Consider the following 17,161-nt stretch of genomic DNA (forward strand, 5'->3'; position numbering starts at 1 on the left):
ACAAAGCCCCGGAGTATAAACAGGCTCAGAGCATCCAGGCGACCTTCAATCCTTCGTAAATGGCCTCTTCGGCGGTGCGTGGGGCCAGGCAATCGCCAATTCGTTTTACTTCCACCAAACCGTTGAGTTCGTCCACCAGGGTGTCGACCGGCTGATGACCCTGGCACAACACCAGGGTGTCGATGCCCTCGAAGATCATCGGTTCGCCGCTGGCGGTGTGTTGCAGGTACACGGTGTTGTCATCGCAGCCGTAGAGGCGGGCATAGGCGGTGATGGCAATCCCGAGTTTGTGCAGTTCACCGGCCATCTGGTCGCGCACGTACAACGGCAGGCTTTCGCCGCAGTGGGTACCATTGACCGCCAACTGCACTTGATGCCCGGCGCGCACCAGGCGTTCAGCGATGCCTGGGCCGATCCAGTCGCAGCGCCAGTCCACTACCAGCACCGAACGCCCGAGTGTGACCTCGTCGCGCAACACTTGCCAGGCATCGACGACCTGCAGCTCACCGGCGCGTTCGAAGGCCGGCCAGTAAGGTTCGGCCCCCGTGGCGACGATCACCAGGTCAGGCTGTTCTCGTTCCACCAGGGCGCGATCGACGCGGGTGTTGCGCACCACCTCGACCCCAGCCAACTGCATCTCACGTTGCAGGTTGGTGCTGGCGCCGCCGAATTCGGCACGGCGCGGCAGCAATTGCGCCAGCAGCACCTGGCCACCCAGTTGCGCGCTGGCCTCGTACAAGGTCACCTCATGCCCGCGTGCAGCGGCCACTGCAGCCGCTTTCATACCGGCCGGGCCACCACCGGCGACCATGATGCGCTTGCGTAGCGGTGCTTTTTGCAACTGGCCGAACTGCTGTTCACGCCCCGTCTCCGGGTGCTGGATGCAGGAGATCGGCAGGCCGCGATGAAAGTGGCCGATACAGGCCTGATTGCAGGCGATGCACGCGCGCACATCTTCGGCGTGGCCGCTGTCGGTCTTGTTGGGCATCTCGGGGTCGCAGATCAGCGCGCGGGTCATGCCGCAGACGTCGGCCTGGCCACGGGCAAGGATCAGTTCGGCTTCCTGCGGCTGATTGATCCGTCCGGTGACGAACAGTGGAACCGACAGGCAGGCTTTGAAGGTGCCGGCTTCGCGGGCCAGGTAAGCCGCTTCGATGGCCATGGGCGGGACGATATGCACCGCGCCACCGAGCGAGGCCGAGGTGCCAGCGACGATATGTACGTAGTCGAGTACCGATTGCAGGGCCTGTACCGCCGCCAGCGATTCGTCCTCGGTGAGGCCTTCGGCATCGCGCTCGTCGGCGCTGATGCGCAGGCCGATGATGAACGCCGGCGAGGTGGCGGCGCGTACCGCCGCAATCACTTCACGCAAAAAGCGCAAGCGCTGTTCAAGCTCGCCGTTGTAACCATCGGTGCGGCGGTTGACTCGTGGGTTGATGAATTGCGCTGGCAGATAGCCGTGGCTGGCAACCACCTCGACACCATCGAGTCCGGCCTGATGCAGGCGTCGGGCGGCATCGGCATAGCCTTGCACGATCTCGTCGATCATCGCCTGGTCGAGGGCCCGTGGCATTACCCGGAAGCGTTCATTGGGCACTGCCGAAGCAGAGTAAGCCACCGCCAGCAGACCGTCGCTGGACTCCATGATTTCCCGGCCGGGGTGAAAGATCTGCGACAGCACCACGGTGCCATGGGCGTGGCAGGTCTCGGCCAGCTGGCGGTAACCCTCGATGCAGGCGTCGTCGGTGGCCATCAGCACATGCGAGGTGTAGCGCGCACTGTCGTGCACGCCGGCCACCTGCAGCACGATCAGGCCGACGCCACCTTCGGCGCGGGCCTTGTGGTAGGCGATCAGCCGGTCGTTGACCAGGTTGTCGGTGGGGATCGAGGTGTCGTGGCCGCTGGACATGATGCGGTTCTTCAGGCGTTTGCCCCGGATTTGCAGCGGCTCGAACAGGTGCGTGAAGGTCGACATGCGGTGCAGGCTCCAGCGGGTTGTTGTTTTTATTTTTCTATAGAAGTGTACCGATAGTAAAAAATCAACTTGTTTTTTTACTTGCCGTTGACTAGTTTTCGATTCACCCCGAGTCCTGGGGCACACCTCACAACAACAAGAAAACGGACCGCGCCTGGCGTGGTACCAGCATGAGGAACCACGAATGAAAGCGAAGAACCTGCTCAAACTCTCGCCCTGGCTGCTTGCCCTTGGCCTTGGCAGCGCTCAGGCAGCACCGGACATGGTGGTCGTCGCCTACGGCGGCGCCGGTCAGAAAGCCCAGGATGCGGCGATCTTCCAGCCTTTCAGTGCCCAGGACGGCAGCAAACTGATCCAGAGTGAATACAACGGCGAAATGGCCCGGATCAAGGTAATGGTCGATACCGGCAACGTCGACTGGGACCTGGTGATGATCGAGGCCCCGGATTTGATGCGCGGCTGCGAGGAGGGCATGTATGAACGCCTCGACTGGACCCGGCTCGGCCGCGCCGAGCAGTTGATTCCCGACGCCGCTCAGGAATGTGGATCTGCGGTGCTGGTATGGAGCGTGGCGATTGCCTACGACCGCAACAAACTGGCCCAGGCACCGGCGTCATGGGCCGATTTCTGGAACGTGCAGAAGATTCCCGGCAAGCGTGGCCTGCGCAAGCGTGCGGTGTACAACCTGGAATTTGCATTGATGGCGGACGGCGTCAAAGCCGAAGACGTCTACAAGGTGCTGGCGACCCCGCAAGGTGTCGACCGGGCCTTTGCCAAACTCACCGAACTAAAGCCTTACATCCAGTGGTGGGAGGCCGGTGCACAACCGGCGCAATGGCTCAGCGCCGGCGACGTGGTGATGACCTCGACCTACAGCGGTCGGATCGCTGTCGCTGCACAAGAGGGCAGCCCACTGGCGGTGGTATGGCCAGGCAGCCTGTACGGCATGGATTACTGGGCGATCATCAAAGGTTCCAAGCATGTCGACCAGGCCAAGCGCTTGATTGCCTTTGCCAACCAGCCTGACACCCAGGTGCGTTACGTCAATCAGATCCCCTACGGCCCGACCAACACCGAGGCGGCTGCGCAGCTCAATCCCAAGCTGGCCAGTTGGGTGCCGACTTCGAAACAGAACCTCGAAGGCGCCTTGGCGATGAACGTCGAGTTCTGGGTCGATCACGGCGATGAACTTGAAGAGCGCTTCAACGCCTGGGCCAGCAAGTAATTCCCGGTGGCTGGACACCGCCGGGTGTCCAGCCCTATTGTCTGGCCGGCCATTTGCCTGAGAACAATAAAAATGAATCCGACTGATACCGAATTGCGCTTGCGCCAGGAGCTGGCTGCCTGCTACCGGCTGATCGCGCACTTTCGCATGACCGATCTGATCTTCACCCATATCTCGGTGCGTATTCCCGGCCCCGAGCATCACTTTCTGATCAATCCCTACGGGTTGATGTTCGATGAAATCACCGCCTCCAACCTGGTGAAGATTGACCTGCAAGGCAATGCTGTGGAGCCTTCGCCATTGCGGGTCAATCCTGCAGGCTTCGTGATCCACAGCGCCATTCACGGCGCTCGTGAAGATGCCCAGTGCGTGCTGCACACCCATACCAAGGCCGGTTGCGCCGTGGCTGCGCTCAAGTGCGGGTTGCTGCCGGTCAACCAGATCTCCATGGAGTTCTACGGCAAGGTCGCTTACCACGACTATGAAGGGGTGGCGCTGGACATGGACGAGCAGCAGCGCCTGGTCGCTGACCTTGGCGACAAACCGGTGTTGATGCTGCGTAACCATGGCTTGCTGACCGTGGGTGAGACCGTTAGCCAGGCGTTCCTGCGCATGTATTACCTGGAGAAAGCCTGCGAAATCCAGCTGGTGGCGCAAGCGGCCGGTGAGATCGTATTGCCGCCGGATGCGGTCTGCGCGCATACCGAGCGCCAGTTCAACGAGCCGGCTCGAGCGTTGAAGGAAGGCGAGCTGAGTGACCCGGACGGGATGCAGTTGGCGTGGGCGGCATTGTTGCGCCTGGTGCAGAGAGTGGCGCCGGATTATCGCGACTGAGCCAGACTTGTTGTACAGTTGTTCAACAAGACCCCGCACGCCATGAGAACCGCCCATGACCCAAGAAGCCCGTTATAGCCGTATGGTCCCGGAGTTGCGCAAGGCCAACCTGGTCGAAGCAACGCTGGTGTGTCTGAAACGGCACGGCTTCCAGGGCGCTTCGATTCGCAAGATATCGGCCGAGGCAGGGGTATCGGTGGGGCTGATCAGTCACCACTATTCGGGCAAGGATGAACTGGTAGCCGAAGCTTACATGGCGGTCACCGGGCGGGTCATGGGCCTGATCCGCGAAGCCATGGCCCAGGCCGCACCCAATGCCCGCGAGCGGCTATCGGCGTTCTTTCGCGCCTCGTTCTGCGCCGAACTGCTCGACCCGCAACTACTCGATGCCTGGCTGGCGTTCTGGGGCGCGGTGAAGACCGCCGAAGCCATCAACCAGGTACACGAACACTCCTATGGTGAGTACCGCAATGAACTGGGCCGGCTGCTGAGTGAGCTGGCGCGGGAGGAGGGCTGGCCGGCCTTCGATGCCGACCTCGCTGCCATCAGCCTCAGCGCCTTGCTCGACGGCTTGTGGCTGGAATCCGGGCTCAATCCCGGGACCTTTACGCCGGAGCAGGGTGTGCAGATCTGTGAGGCCTGGGTCGATGGTCTGCAAGCGGGTGGACGCCGACGCTTTACCCTGACCGAGGGCTGTTGATCGGTTGTTCAGTAATCGGTAGGCTGCTGTCGCGAGTGACATAACAACGACTATAAGAGACAACACGCAATGACGCCTCGGGTACTGATCGTCGACGACGATCCGCTGATTCGCGACTTGCTGCACGCCTACCTGTCCCAGGAAGGCTACGACGTCCACTGCGCTGAAACCGCCGAGCAGGCCGACAGTTTTCTGGCCAGCCACAGCGTCGATCTGGTGATGCTCGACATCCGCCTGCCGGGCAAGGACGGCCTGACCCTGACCCGCGAGCTGCGGGTGCGCTCGGAAGTCGGCATCATCCTCATTACCGGGCGCAACGACGACATCGACCGTATCGTTGGCCTGGAGTGTGGCGCTGACGATTATGTGATCAAACCGCTTAATCCGCGCGAACTGGTGTCCCGGGCGAAAAACCTGATACGCCGTGTGCGCCATGCCCAGGCCTCGAAGCCGGCAGCGACCAGTACCCAGGCGCTCAAACAGTTCGCCGACTGGGCGCTGGACACCGACCGCCGCCGCCTGATCGACCCGCAGGGCGGCGAAACCCTGCTGACCCATGGTGAGTTCCAGTTGCTCAGTGTGTTCCTGCGCAACAGTGGCCACACCTTGAGCCGCGACCAGTTGATGGATCAGATCCGCAACCGTGAATGGGTGCCCAATGACCGTTCCATCGACGTGCTGGTCGGTCGCTTGCGACGCAAGCTGCACGACGACCCGGCCGAACCGCAGCTGATCATCACCATCCACGGTGCCGGTTACCTGTTTACCGCCAGCGTGGCGGCCTGATCGCCATGCTGCGCTGGCTGGGGTTGCTATTGTTGATACTGACCCCGCTGCTGCAGGCTGGCGAGCGCATCCGCTATTGCGACTACCCGGTGTATCCGCCGGTGTCCTGGAGTGACGGCAAACAAGTGCGTGGCCTGGCGCCCACCGTTGTGCGCGAGTTGTTCGGGCGCCTGGGCTACGAGGTCGAGATGGTCGTGCTGGGCAATTGGAAGCGCTGTCTGCTGGACGCCGCTGAAGGCCGGGTGGACGTGGTGCTGGCCTACAACAGTGACCAGCGCGACCAGGGCATGCGTTTCTCCAGCGTGCCGGTGTTGCGCGAAGAAGTGGCGGTGTTCGTCAATCGCCAACGGCCAGTGAAATTTGAGCGCCTGCAAGACCTGGCCGGCTATCGTGGTGGCCTGATGTTTGGTGAAAGCTACGGTCCGCAGTTCGACCAGTTTGTGGCGAAACACCAGAACATCGAATGGGTGTCGTCCAGCCAGCAGAACTTCGGCAAGCTGATTCGCGGGCGCATCGACTTCGTTATTCAGGAGCGCCGCACCGGCCAATTGTTCATCGAACACCTGGCCGGTGCCGAGGATATCCAGGCGTTGCCGGCGGCGCTTAGCGTGGACTACCTGCGTGTCGCCGTCTCGCGTCACTCAAAATTGAGTCAGCACATGGCGCAAATCGATGAGCAGTTGCAGCGCATGACCGACGCCGGCGAGATCGAGCGCTGGCTGCACCAGAGCGAAGTGACCTACCGCGACATGACCAACCTGCCGGCAGACGCGCGATGATCCGCCTGCATGCTGACGGCCTGTTGCGCCGGTTGTTGCTGTTCATCCTGTTGTTCAGCCTGTGCTTCACGGTGCTGGCCAGTACCGTGCAGCTGTACTTTGAATACCGCCGGGAAATGCGCGATATCGATGCGCGCATGGCGCTGATCCGGGTTGGCTACCTGGCCAGCCTTGAACGCAGTCTCTGGGACCTTAACCAGGAGCAGATCAGCGTGCAATTGCGCGGCCTGGTGGACTTTTCCGATGTCGCTCGGGTGCGGCTGAGCAGTGCCGACTTCAACGTGCTGCAGGGGGACGCCAACCCGGCGGGGCCGTTGCGCATTGAGCGCTTTGCCCTTGACTACCAGCCACCGTCCGGGCCGTTGCGCCATCTCGGTGAGCTTGAGGTCAGCATCGACCTGGGCGCGGTGCATCGGCGACTTTTCGCCACCGGGCTGACCAGCCTGTTGTGGATGAGCGTGTTCCTCTGCGGCCTGGCGGTGGCGTTGTCGGGCCTGTTCTATCGTCTGGTGACTCGCCATCTGCAGGTCATGGCCGAATTCGCCCGGCGCATTGGCGCCGGTGACTGGCAGGAGCCACTGCGCCTGCAAAAGCGCCGCTCAGCCCGTTTGGATGAGATCGACACCGTGGCTCATGCCCTGGACGACATGCGCCGGGCAATCCTCAGCGATATCGAACGCCGAGAAGTGGATCGCCTGGCCTTGCAGGACAAACGCGACGAACTGCAAAAAATGGTCGAGCGGCGCACCGCCAGCCTGATGCGTGCCAAGGATGAGGCGGAAGCGGCGAACCTGGCTAAATCGCGCTTCCTGGCGACCATGAGTCATGAGCTACGCACACCGCTGAACGGCATTCTCGGCATGGCCGAACTGCTGCGCGGTGCTGGGTTGCAGGCGCAGGACGGTAAACGGCTGGAGGCCTTGTACAAAGCCGGTGAAGGCCTGCTGAGCATCCTCAACGAAGTGTTGTACTTCGCCCGGCTGGAAGAAGGCGAAAGTCGCCCCGAAGCCGTGGATTTTTCCCTGCGCCAACTGTGCGATGAGGTCATCACCCTGCTTGAGCCCAAGGCCTTGGCCAACGGCAGCACCCTGGAGTGTCGCATTGATCCGCAGTTAGCCGAACGCCAGCAGGGCGCCGAGCAGTTCCTGCGTCAGGTGCTGAGTAACTTGCTGGCCAATGCGATCAAATTTACCGAAGGCGGGCAGGTCAGTGTGCAGGTCCAGGTGCAGGCTGAGCACGACGGCCAACAGCAGGTGCGGGTTAGTGTGACCGATAACGGCATTGGCATTGCCGAGGCGCTGCAGGCGAAAATTTTCGACCGTTTCACCCAGGCCAGCGAAGCTGTGGCGCGGCGCTATGGCGGAACCGGCCTGGGGCTGGCGATCAGTAAGCATCTGGTGGAGCAGCTGGGCGGCCGTATCGGTGTGCAAAGCGTCGAGGGGCAGGGCAGTTGCTTCTGGTTCGACCTGCGCCTGGCGCCGGGGCAGCAGGCAACCCAGGCCGTGCCAGCAACGCAGGCGGTCGCTGCTCTGGAGATCCTCGTGGTCGAGGATGTGGCGTTGAATCGTGAAGTGGTCCAGGGCTTGCTCAAGCGTGATGGCCACCGGGTGTGGCTGGCCGAGGAGGCCGGGCAGGGCATGGCGCTGTGCAGCGAGCGGCGTTTCGACCTGATCCTGCTCGATGTGCATTTGCCCGGTATCAGCGGCGTTGAGCTGTGTCGGCAGATTCGCAACACCCCTGGGTTGAACCGACACACGCGGATTCTGGCGCTGACCGCCAGTGTCCAGCCGGCATTGGTACAGGGCTTTCTCGAAGCAGGTATGGATGGCGTGCTGGCCAAGCCCTTGAAGCTGGAAAGTCTGCGCCAGGCGTTGGCTGCGCAGCGGCCGTTGGCGGAGGACTTGGCGGATGACTCGGACCTTGACCACTCACTGCTGCAAACCCATCGCCAATTGCTGGGCGAACAGAAAGTGCAGGGGTTGCTGGAGGTCTTGCAGACGCTGATTGTCCAGCACCGCAGCGCCTTGGCCGAGGCCATAGCGGCGCGCGACTGTACCGAAATTGTCCACCTGGCTCATCGCTTGGCCGGCAGCAGCGACTCCCTCGGTTTCTCTGGCCTGGCCCGTGTGCTGCGCAGCCTTGAAGAAGCGGCGATGGCCCGCGATATCAAGGCCGTCGAGCGCTTGCAGGGGCCGCTGCAGGTGAAAACCCAGCATGCGCAACAGACCCTGGAACGCTGGCTGCAGCATTGATGTACAAATAACTTACGACTTTTTACATCTTCGATCTTTACGTACAACTGCACCTTACATCGCTTTCCAATAATCGACGCTAACCGCACTGCACGCGGTCTTCGAAGCTTATTGGAGATAATAATAATGAACTGCCGTAAAGCTGATCTGTCCCCGCGCTATCGCCTGTCCCTTTCGCCCCTGCGCCACTGTTGAGGTGCCGACATGAGCGAATCTACCGAACGTAAAGGCATTCACCTGACCCGGGCCCTGAAGAGCCGGCACATTTTCATGCTGTCGCTGGGCGGCGTGATTGGCACAGGCCTGTTCATGGGCTCGGGGGTGACCATCAACCAGGGCGGGCCGGTGGGCGCGATCCTGGCTTATCTGGTGGCGGGCTTTCTGATGTACCTGGTGATGGTCTGCCTGGGTGAGCTGTCGGTGCAGATGCCGGTGTCCGGCTCGTTCCAGGCACACGCAACCAAATACATTGGTCCGGCCACTGGCTTCATGATCGGCTGGGTGTACTGGATGAGCTGGGCCACCACGGTGGGCCTGGAGTTCACCGCAGCGGGCATGCTGATGGTGCGTTGGTTCCCCGAAGTGCCGATCTGGTACTGGTCAGCGCTGTTCGTGGTGGTGCTGTTCGGCCTCAACGCCCTGGCCACCCGCGCCTTTGGTGAGGCCGAGTACTGGTTCTCGGGGATCAAGGTGGCGGCGATCCTCGGTTTCATTATTGTCGGGGTGCTGGTGATCTTCGGTGCCATCCCGCTGACCAGCGGTGCGCCGGCGCCGATGATGAGCAACCTGATTGGCGATTCGCTGTTCCCCAACGGCTTGTCGGCGGTGTTCGCGGTGATGATGACTGTGGTCTATGCCTTCCAGGGTTGCGAAATCATGGGGGTGGCGGCGGGTGAAACCGACCAGCCGGAAAAGAGCATCCCACGCGCTGTACGCAACGTGGTGTTCCGCGTATTGATCTTCTATGTGTTGGCGATTGTGGTGCTCTCGGCCATTGTTCCGTGGCAGCAGGCCGGTTTGATGGAAAGCCCGTTTGTGCAGGTGTTCGACATGGTCGGCATTCCGTATGCGGCGGACCTGATGAACTTCGTGATCCTCACCGCGATTCTGTCGGTGGGTAACTCGGGGCTGTATGCCTCGACGCGGATTCTCTGGGCGATGTCCAAGACCGGCATGGCGCCCAAGAGCCTGTCGCCGTTGAGCAAACGTGGCGTGCCGCTGCGGGCGCTGAGCATCACCCTGTGCTTTGCCCTGGTGTCATTGATGACCAGCTTCATTGCTGCCGACACGCTGTTCATGGTGCTGATGGCGGTGAGCGGGATGTCCGGGACGGTGACCTGGATCGTGATCGCCCTGGCGCAGTATCGGTTCCGCAAGGCGTTCCTGCGCGAGGGCGGCAAGCTCAGCGAGCTCAAGTACCGCGCGCCGTTGTATCCGCTGGTGCCGCTGTTGTGCATCACCCTGTGCAGCTCGTTGTTTGTGTTCCTGGCGCTGGATGAGACGCAGCGGCCTTCGTTGTACTGGGGCTTTGGGTTTATCGCAGTGTGTTATGCGGCGTACTTCTTCATCAATCGCAAGCGGCAGGTGGCGTTGGCGCCGTCGGTTTAACGCATCCCGCTCCCACCGGGTTCGCTCGGTGGGAGCGGGCTTGCCCCGCGATGACGTCAGTTGACTCACCGTCCCAATGGGACAGATTTACGCTTGTGGCGTTGATTGCACTTCAAACTGCTTGGCTTCCAACTGTCGTTCTTCTATCCCATCGAGCAATGCATCAAGCAGCGCCATGGCCATCTCCACCGAATGCTGGGTGGACTAGACAAAGCCTCGTCCCTCCTTGCTGGTGTGGTGGATGGCTTCGATAACGGTGGTACGGGCGCATCTGAGGTACAGCAACGCATGCACCAGTGCATCTTCAGCACTGACGCCAGCACGTACGCTGAACAAAGGCGGATGTTCCGGGCAACAGGGGACGTCGGTCTCGAGCGTTTCAATGAGGTGCAGGCTGGGAGGATCGGGGACGGGCTTTTTCATGGTCAACTCCAGGTCTTTGAAGGAGCCACCACTGCACCGTCGCCAAACGATTGGGTGGCAGCCATGTGCGGGTTGGCGAACCGGAAGACACTGGAAAAACCGGCAGGGCCGAAACCCTCCCACACATAGCCGCCATTAAAAATGGAAGCTTTCTGTCAGTATCTTTTCCCGGGTCGCCAAACCCGATCACCGAATATTCAGTGACCGAGCGAGCCTAGTGTGAAGACCTTCCCCGGGCAAGCTACTGAGGCCGACAGATTGCGTAGGATAGGTCCTAGGACCAGGCGCTGGCTAGTCTGTGGGTGCTGATCTACCCGGTGGGAGCGGGCTTGCCCCGCGATGAGGCCCTCAGATTTGTGGACATATCCATTTGCCAACGTGGCGCTGAATCACCTTTCCGTTCAACGGTGGGTCACTTTTTTCAGTCGAAAAAAGTAACCAAAAATTCTCGCCCCACCAGGGGCCCTACGCTGCGCTTCGGGTCTCTTCGCTCCGGTGCCGCTACGGGGCATTGCGAGCGACGAGTTGCAAGTAACTCTACGACACCTCCACTCAGCCCTACTGGTTAACGGGGCGGGTGGATCAAGATCAAAAGCAGATCAGTATCAAAAGCACAATTCGCTTCGCTCTTGCTTTCGGCGGCAGAGTTATCAGTTGTGCGAAGTTGTAACAGCGGTTAGATCACTTGATGCGATAGCTAATTTATTACTAATAAAAACAGTTATTTATGTGTGTAATTTCATCTGTTACATCACTATTCTCTCCCGATTGTCTCCTTGTTGAACACTCGTTTAGTATGGCCTCAAGTCCTACCCCTCACGCCAACCACAATAATTCGAGGCCTCCCATGACTGGTTCCCCATCTCTGCTGAGTAAAGTCGAAGCCGGCGTTGCCTGGATCACCCTCAACCGCCCTGACCAGCGCAATGCCCTGGACATCCCTAGCCTGAAAAAGCTCCATGCCTTGCTCGATGATTGCAACGCCGACCCTGCGGTGCGCGTGGTGGTGCTGACCGGCAGCGGGCGCAGTTTCTGTGCCGGGGCGGACCTGGCCGAATGGGCTGAAGCCGAGGCGCGTGGCGCGCTGGAAAGCTATGGCTGGACCGAGACCGCCCACGCTTTGATGCAACGCCTGCACAGCCTCGACAAACCGACGATTGCCGCCATCAACGGTACCGCTGTCGGTGCCGGGATGGATTTGACCCTGTGTTGCGACTTGCGGGTGGCCGCCGCGTCGGCCCGGTTCAAGGCGGGCTACACCAGCATGGCCTACAGCCCCGATGCCGGTGCCAGCTGGCATTTGCCGCGGCTGATCGGTAGTGAACAGGCCAAACGTCTGTTGTTCCTTGATGAACTCTGGGGCGCCGAACGTGCGCTGGGCGCCGGGCTGGTGGGCGAGGTGTGCGCCGATGACCAGCTGTTGGCTGTTACCGCAGAACTGGCCGCACGCCTGGCCAACGGCCCGACCTTCGCCTTCGCCCAGACCAAGCGCCTGATCCGTGACGGCGCCCAGCGCACGCTCAGCGAGCAACTGCAGGCCGAGCTTGCCGCCGGGTTGTTGTGCGGACGCAGCGAGGATGGCGCTGAAGCCTTGCGTGCATCTGTCGAGAAGCGCGCAGCAACATTTGTTGGCAAATAAATACTTACACGACCTTCTTCAGGAACACGCCATGAATTTCCAACTGACCCAAGAACAAGAAATGTTGGTGGAAGCGGTACGCAGTTTTGTCGCCAAAGAGTTGCTGCCCCATGAGGAGGCGGTGGATCGCGCCGACGAGGTGTCGCCGGAGCTGGCCGCGCAGATTCGTGGCAAGGCCATTGCCGCGGGCTTCTATGCCTTCAACATGCCCGAGGAGGTCGGCGGCGGTGGGCTCGATTACCTGTCGCAGGCGCTGATCGAGCGTGAACTGTCCAAGGTGTCATGGGCGGTGCATGTGTTTGTCGCGCGTCCTTCGAAGATTCTTATGGCGTGCAAGGGTGAGCAGATCAATGACTACCTGCTGCCGTGCATCCAGGGTGAGAAGGTTGACTGTTTTGCCTTGACCGAGCCGGGTGCCGGCTCTGACGCCAATGCGATCAAGACCCGTGCTGTACGCGAAGGTGACGATTTCGTCCTCAATGGCAGCAAGCACTTCATCAGCCATGCCGGGCACGCCGATTTCGCCATTGTCTTCGCCGTGACCGACACCTATGAGCACAACGGCCGCAAACGCAACGCGGTAACCGCCTTCCTGGTCGACCGTGGCACGTCCGGCATGACCATTCGCCGCGGTCCCAAGTGCGTGAGTAACCGCGGCTATCACACCTACGAGCTGTTCTTCGACGACTGCCGTGTACCGGCCAGCAAAGTGCTGGGCGAAGTGGGCAAGGGCTGGGAAGTGGCCAACGCTTGGCTGACCGCCGGGCGGGTGTTGGTTGCCGCCAACTGTGTCGGTCAGGCCCAGCGGGCGCTGGACGTTTCGTTGCAATGGGCGGCGGACCGCAAGCAGTTCGGCCAGCCGATCGGCAGCTTTCAGGGCGTGTCGTTCAAGCTCGCCGATATGGCCACGCAGATCCGCGCCGCCGAGCTGTTGACCCTGCATACCGCCTGGAAGATGGATCAGGGCAGCATGACCGATGGCGAGGCGGGTATGGCCAAGCTGTTTGCCAGTGAGGTGCTGGGCAAGGTCGCCGACGAGGCCGTGCAGATTTTCGGCGGCATGGGCCTGATGGATGAAGGTCCGGTCGAGCGGATCTGGCGCAATGCGCGGATCGAGCGGATCTGGGAGGGCACCTCGGAGATTCAGCGGCACATTATTTCCCGCGAACTGTTGCGCCCTCTGTTGCGTTGATCGGGTCGGAGAATTCCTATGTCGCAGTCGATTCGTGACAATCTCAAGCGCCTGCTGGCGCCGCGTCACCTGGCATTCGTCGGTGGGCGCAGCATGGCGCGGGCGTTCAAACGCTGTGCCGAAGGCGGTTATCAGGGCCAGATGTGGCTGGTTAACCCTGAGCATGACAGCATTGATGGCATCCCTTGTGTGCGCAGTGTCGCCGAGCTGCCGTGCGGCCCTGACGCGGTGTTCATCGCTACCAACCGGGAGTTGACGCTTACCTGCGTCGCCGAGCTGGCCGCCATCGACGCCGGCGGGGCGATCTGTTATGCCTCGGGCTTTGCCGAAGCTGGCGCCGAAGGCCAGGCGCTGCAACAACAACTGCTCAAAGCCGCAGGGCACATGGCGTTGCTTGGCCCCAACTGCTATGGCCTGCTCGACTATCTGCATAGCAGCGCGTTGTGGCCGGTGGCTCACGGCGGCAAGACAGTAGACAAGGGCGTGGCGATCCTGACCCAGAGCGGCAACTTCGCCTACAACCTGTCGATGAGCGACCGTTCCTTGCCGGTGGCGTACATGGCCTCGGTCGGCAACCAGGCGCAGTTGGGCATTGCCGAACTGATGGATGTGCTGCTGGACGAACCCCGGGTGACCGCCATCGGCCTGCACCTTGAAGGGCTGAAAAACGTTCCAGGCTTTGCCCGTGCGGCGCACAAGGCATTGGAGAAGGGCATTCCGATCATTGCCCTGAAAACCGGAGTATCGCAGATCGGCGCCGAACTGGCGCTGAGTCATACCAGCTCGTTGTCCGGTTCCGATACGCTCTATGACAGCCTGTTCCAGCGCCTGGGGGTGATCCGCGTCAGCGGCCCGGTGAGTTTTGCCGAAACTCTCAAGGCTGCCGCCTGTGGCAACCTGCCCAAAGGTCGCCGCCTGATTGCCCTGGCCTGTTCCGGCGGCGACGCCGGGCTGATCGCCGATTACGCCGAACGCAATGACCTGGGCCTGCCGAAACTCGCGGCCAGTCAGGTCGATGAGTTGGCCCAGGTGCTGCCGGCTTACGCCAACCTGGTCAACCCGCTGGACTTCACCACGGCGATCTGGGGCGACGGCGCGGCCCTTGAACGCATGCTCGACAGTGCCCTGCGTAGCGACGCCGACGCGGCAATGCTGGTGCTCGACTATCCGGCCGAGTTCACCGGCGAGCGCAAGGAATGCGACCTTCTGCTTGAGTTGTACAGCGCAGCGCTCAAGCGCCACGGCAAGATCGGCTTTGTCACTTCGGCCTTCCCCGAACTGCTGCCAGCCAGTGCCCGCGAGCGCCTGCACGGCCATGGCATCGCGGCGCTGCAAGGGGTTGAGGACGGACTGGCGGCTTGGGGACGGATCGCCGCCTACCAAAGCCGGCGTCAGGCCTTGCTCGATCTTGGCGAGTCGGCGCTGGTGCCGGTGTGTCCGCAAGTGCTCGAAGGTGACAGCGAACTGCTCAACGAATGGGACTCCAAACAGGCATTAAAGGCCTTCGGCTTGCCTGTTCCGGCAGGCGTATTGAGCGCCGCCGATCAGGCAGCCAAGGCTGCAGAGGCCGTGGGATTTCCATTGGTGCTCAAGGCCGTGAGTGCGCAGTTGCCGCACAAGACCGAAGCCGGTGCCGTGGCGCTCAACCTGGGTGACGCGCAAGCGCTGGACCACGCACTGCATCAGATGCGCGCACGAATTGGCGCTTATGCGCCGCATGTGCCGTTTGACCAGGTGTTGCTTGAACCTATGGCCAGCGCGCCGCTGGCCGAGCTGATCGTCGGCATCAAGCGTGAGAACGACTTCGGCCTGGCTTTGGTGATCGGTGCGGGTGGCATCCTCGTCGAGCTGCTCAAAGACAGTAAGACCCTGCTGTTGCCAACCACCGACGGCGCCATTCGCGCTGCCGTACTCGCTTTGCGCAGCGCCAGTCTGCTCCAGGGTTTCCGTGGTCGCGAGCACGCCGACCTGGACGCTCTGGTCGCAGCAATCCGCGCCGTAGCCGACTACGCCTGCGAAAACGCCGGGCAATTGCTGGAGCTGGATGTGAACCCATTAATGGTCGGTGCCCAGGGCACCACCGCGGTCGATGCGTTGATTCGCCTCGGCCAGGCGTAAGGAGCACAATATGCACAACACTCCATTGACCGGCGGCCAGGCCCTGGTCCGCCTGTTGGCCAACTACGGTGTCGACACGGTGTTCGGCATTCCCGGGGTGCATACCCTGGAGTTGTACCGTGGCTTGCCCGGCAGCGGCATTCGTCACGTCCTGACCCGCCATGAGCAGGGCGCAGGCTTCATGGCCGACGGCTATGCGCGGGTCAGCGGCAAGCCCGGCGTGTGTTTCGTGATCACCGGCCCGGGCGTCACCAACGCCGCCACGGCTATCGGCCAGGCTTACGCCGACTCGATTCCGATGCTGGTGATCTCCAGCGTTAACCACACCGCCAGCCTGGGCAAGGGCTGGGGCTGTCTGCACGAAACCCAGGACCAGCGCGGCATGACTGCGCCGATCACGGCGTTTTCCGCCGTGGCCTTGAGCACCGAGGATTTGCCGCAGCTGATTGCCCGCGCCTATGCGGTGTTTGACAGTGAACGGCCACGCCCGGTGCATATTTCGGTGCCGCTGGATGTGCTGGCGGCGCCGGTCAAGCGTGACTGGAGCGGTGAGGTAGTTCGCCGTCCCGGCCGCGGCCTGCCAGCCAGCAGTGTGCTGGAGCAGGCCGCGGCCAAGCTGGCGGCGGCCAAACGGCCGATGATCATCGCCGGGGGCGGTGCGTTGCAGGCGGCCGCCGCGCTGCAACAGCTGAGTACCCGCTTGGCGGCGCCGCTGTTCACCAGCGTCGCCGGCAAAGGTCTGCTGGTCCCGGAGGCGCCGCTGAATGCTGGTGCAAGTCTGTGTGTCGAACCTGGCTGGAACCTGATCGCTGAAGCTGACGTAGTGCTGGCCGTGGGCACCGAGATGGCCGACACCGACTTCTGGCGTGAACGCCTGCCGCTCAATGGCGAGCTGTTGCGGGTGGATATCGACTCGCGCAAGTTCAACGATTTCTATCCCTGCGCACTGGCCTTGCAGGGCGATGCGCGGCTCACCGTGGGCGCGTTGCTGGAGCACTTGCCGGACATCAAGCGTGACCCCGAGGTGGCCATTGCCTCGGTAGCTGCCTTGCGTCAGGCGGTCAAGACCGGACATGGCCCGCTGCAGACAATCCATCAGGCGATTCTCGACCGGGTTGCGGCCGAGCTTCCCGACAACGCCTTCATCAGCACCGACATGACCCAGCTGGCCTACACCGGCAACTATGTCTTCGCCAGCCGGGCGCCGCGCAGCTGGTTGCACCCGACCGGTTACGGCACCCTGGGCTATGGCTTGCCTGCGGGGATTGGCGGCATGTTCGCCACTGAGGACCGTCCAGGCCTGGTGCTGGTCGGCGACGGTGGCTTTCTTTACACCGCTCAGGAACTGGCCACCGCTGTAGAAGAACTGGACCGTCCTCTGGTCGTGCTGTTGTGGAACAACGACGCGCTGGGGCAAATCCGCGACGACATGCTCAACCTGGATATCGAGCCGATCGGCGTGCTGCCGCGTAATCCCGACTTTGCCGGGTTGGGCAGGGCCTTCGGCTGCACCGTGGCCCAGCCTCACAACCTCGATGAACTGCAACAGGAGCTGCGTGCAGGCTTTGCCCGCAACAGCGTGACCCTGATCGAGCTCAAGCACGCCTGCGCTCGCTGACGTCCAACCTCA

Annotated in this window: 13 protein-coding genes; 11 read left to right on the top strand and 2 right to left on the bottom strand. The window is 61.9% G+C overall.

Features of this window, described 5'->3' with window-relative positions; all coding sequences use genetic code 11:
• Positions 1–25 precede the first annotated feature (25 nt).
• Entirely contained in the window at positions 26–1,975 is a 1,950-nt protein-coding gene (locus C6382_RS04250; protein WP_107023289.1) for an FAD-dependent oxidoreductase, read from the bottom strand.
• A gap of 184 nt (positions 1,976–2,159) precedes the next feature.
• Here C6382_RS04250 and C6382_RS04255 point away from each other — a divergent pair, with 184 nt between their 5' ends.
• The 7 genes from C6382_RS04255 (at position 2,160) to C6382_RS04285 (ending at position 10,159) form a co-directional block, all read left to right on the top strand.
• Entirely contained in the window at positions 2,160–3,200 is a 1,041-nt protein-coding gene (locus C6382_RS04255) for an ABC transporter substrate-binding protein (protein WP_107023290.1), read from the top strand.
• Between the two features lie 72 nt (positions 3,201–3,272).
• The gene (locus C6382_RS04260) at positions 3,273–4,034 is read left to right on the top strand and encodes a class II aldolase/adducin family protein (protein WP_107023291.1); all 762 of its coding nucleotides are present in this window, start codon (positions 3,273–3,275) and stop codon (positions 4,032–4,034) included.
• Between the two features lie 55 nt (positions 4,035–4,089).
• The gene (locus C6382_RS04265; protein ID WP_107023292.1) at positions 4,090–4,734 is read left to right on the top strand and encodes a TetR family transcriptional regulator C-terminal domain-containing protein; all 645 of its coding nucleotides are present in this window, start codon (positions 4,090–4,092) and stop codon (positions 4,732–4,734) included.
• Between the two features lie 69 nt (positions 4,735–4,803).
• Complete coding sequence (locus tag C6382_RS04270; protein WP_107023293.1) at positions 4,804–5,520, top strand: response regulator; 717 nt, start codon at positions 4,804–4,806, stop codon at positions 5,518–5,520.
• Between the two features lie 5 nt (positions 5,521–5,525).
• Positions 5,526–6,299: an ABC transporter substrate-binding protein gene (locus tag C6382_RS04275; protein WP_107023294.1), complete on the top strand. Its 774-nt coding sequence runs from the start codon at positions 5,526–5,528 to the stop codon at positions 6,297–6,299.
• Positions 6,296–8,551, top strand: a complete 2,256-nt coding sequence (locus C6382_RS04280; RefSeq protein WP_107023295.1) for an ATP-binding protein — start codon at positions 6,296–6,298, stop codon at positions 8,549–8,551. The genes C6382_RS04275 and C6382_RS04280 overlap by 4 nt, the downstream gene beginning before the upstream one ends.
• 204 nt (positions 8,552–8,755) lie before the next feature.
• Positions 8,756–10,159 (top strand): amino acid permease, encoded by a 1,404-nt coding sequence (locus tag C6382_RS04285; protein ID WP_107023296.1) that lies wholly within the window; start codon positions 8,756–8,758, stop codon positions 10,157–10,159.
• 204 nt (positions 10,160–10,363) lie between these two features.
• Here C6382_RS04285 and C6382_RS04290 read toward each other — a convergent pair whose 3' ends face one another.
• Positions 10,364–10,582, bottom strand: a complete 219-nt coding sequence (locus C6382_RS04290; RefSeq protein WP_256588967.1) for a hypothetical protein — start codon at positions 10,580–10,582, stop codon at positions 10,364–10,366.
• 847 nt (positions 10,583–11,429) lie between these two features.
• Here C6382_RS04290 and C6382_RS04295 point away from each other — a divergent pair.
• The 4 genes from C6382_RS04295 to C6382_RS04310 are packed head-to-tail and all read left to right on the top strand — an operon-like array spanning position 11,430 to position 17,149.
• Complete coding sequence (locus tag C6382_RS04295; RefSeq protein ID WP_107023297.1) at positions 11,430–12,221, top strand: enoyl-CoA hydratase/isomerase family protein; 792 nt, start codon at positions 11,430–11,432, stop codon at positions 12,219–12,221.
• Between the two features lie 31 nt (positions 12,222–12,252).
• Positions 12,253–13,413 carry an acyl-CoA dehydrogenase family protein gene (locus C6382_RS04300; protein WP_107023298.1) on the top strand — a complete coding sequence of 387 codons (1,161 nt, stop codon included), beginning with the start codon at positions 12,253–12,255 and terminating at the stop codon, positions 13,411–13,413.
• Positions 13,414–13,431: 18 nt separating this feature from the next.
• A complete protein-coding gene (locus C6382_RS04305) occupies positions 13,432–15,531 on the top strand; it encodes an acetate--CoA ligase family protein (protein WP_107023299.1) in 2,100 nt (699 codons plus the stop codon).
• 10 nt (positions 15,532–15,541) lie between these two features.
• The gene (locus C6382_RS04310) at positions 15,542–17,149 is read left to right on the top strand and encodes a 5-guanidino-2-oxopentanoate decarboxylase (protein ID WP_107023300.1); all 1,608 of its coding nucleotides are present in this window, start codon (positions 15,542–15,544) and stop codon (positions 17,147–17,149) included.
• Positions 17,150–17,161 lie beyond the last annotated feature (12 nt).

This window comes from Pseudomonas sp. BBP2017 (assembly GCF_003024385.1).
Lineage (GTDB): Bacteria > Pseudomonadota > Gammaproteobacteria > Pseudomonadales > Pseudomonadaceae > Aquipseudomonas.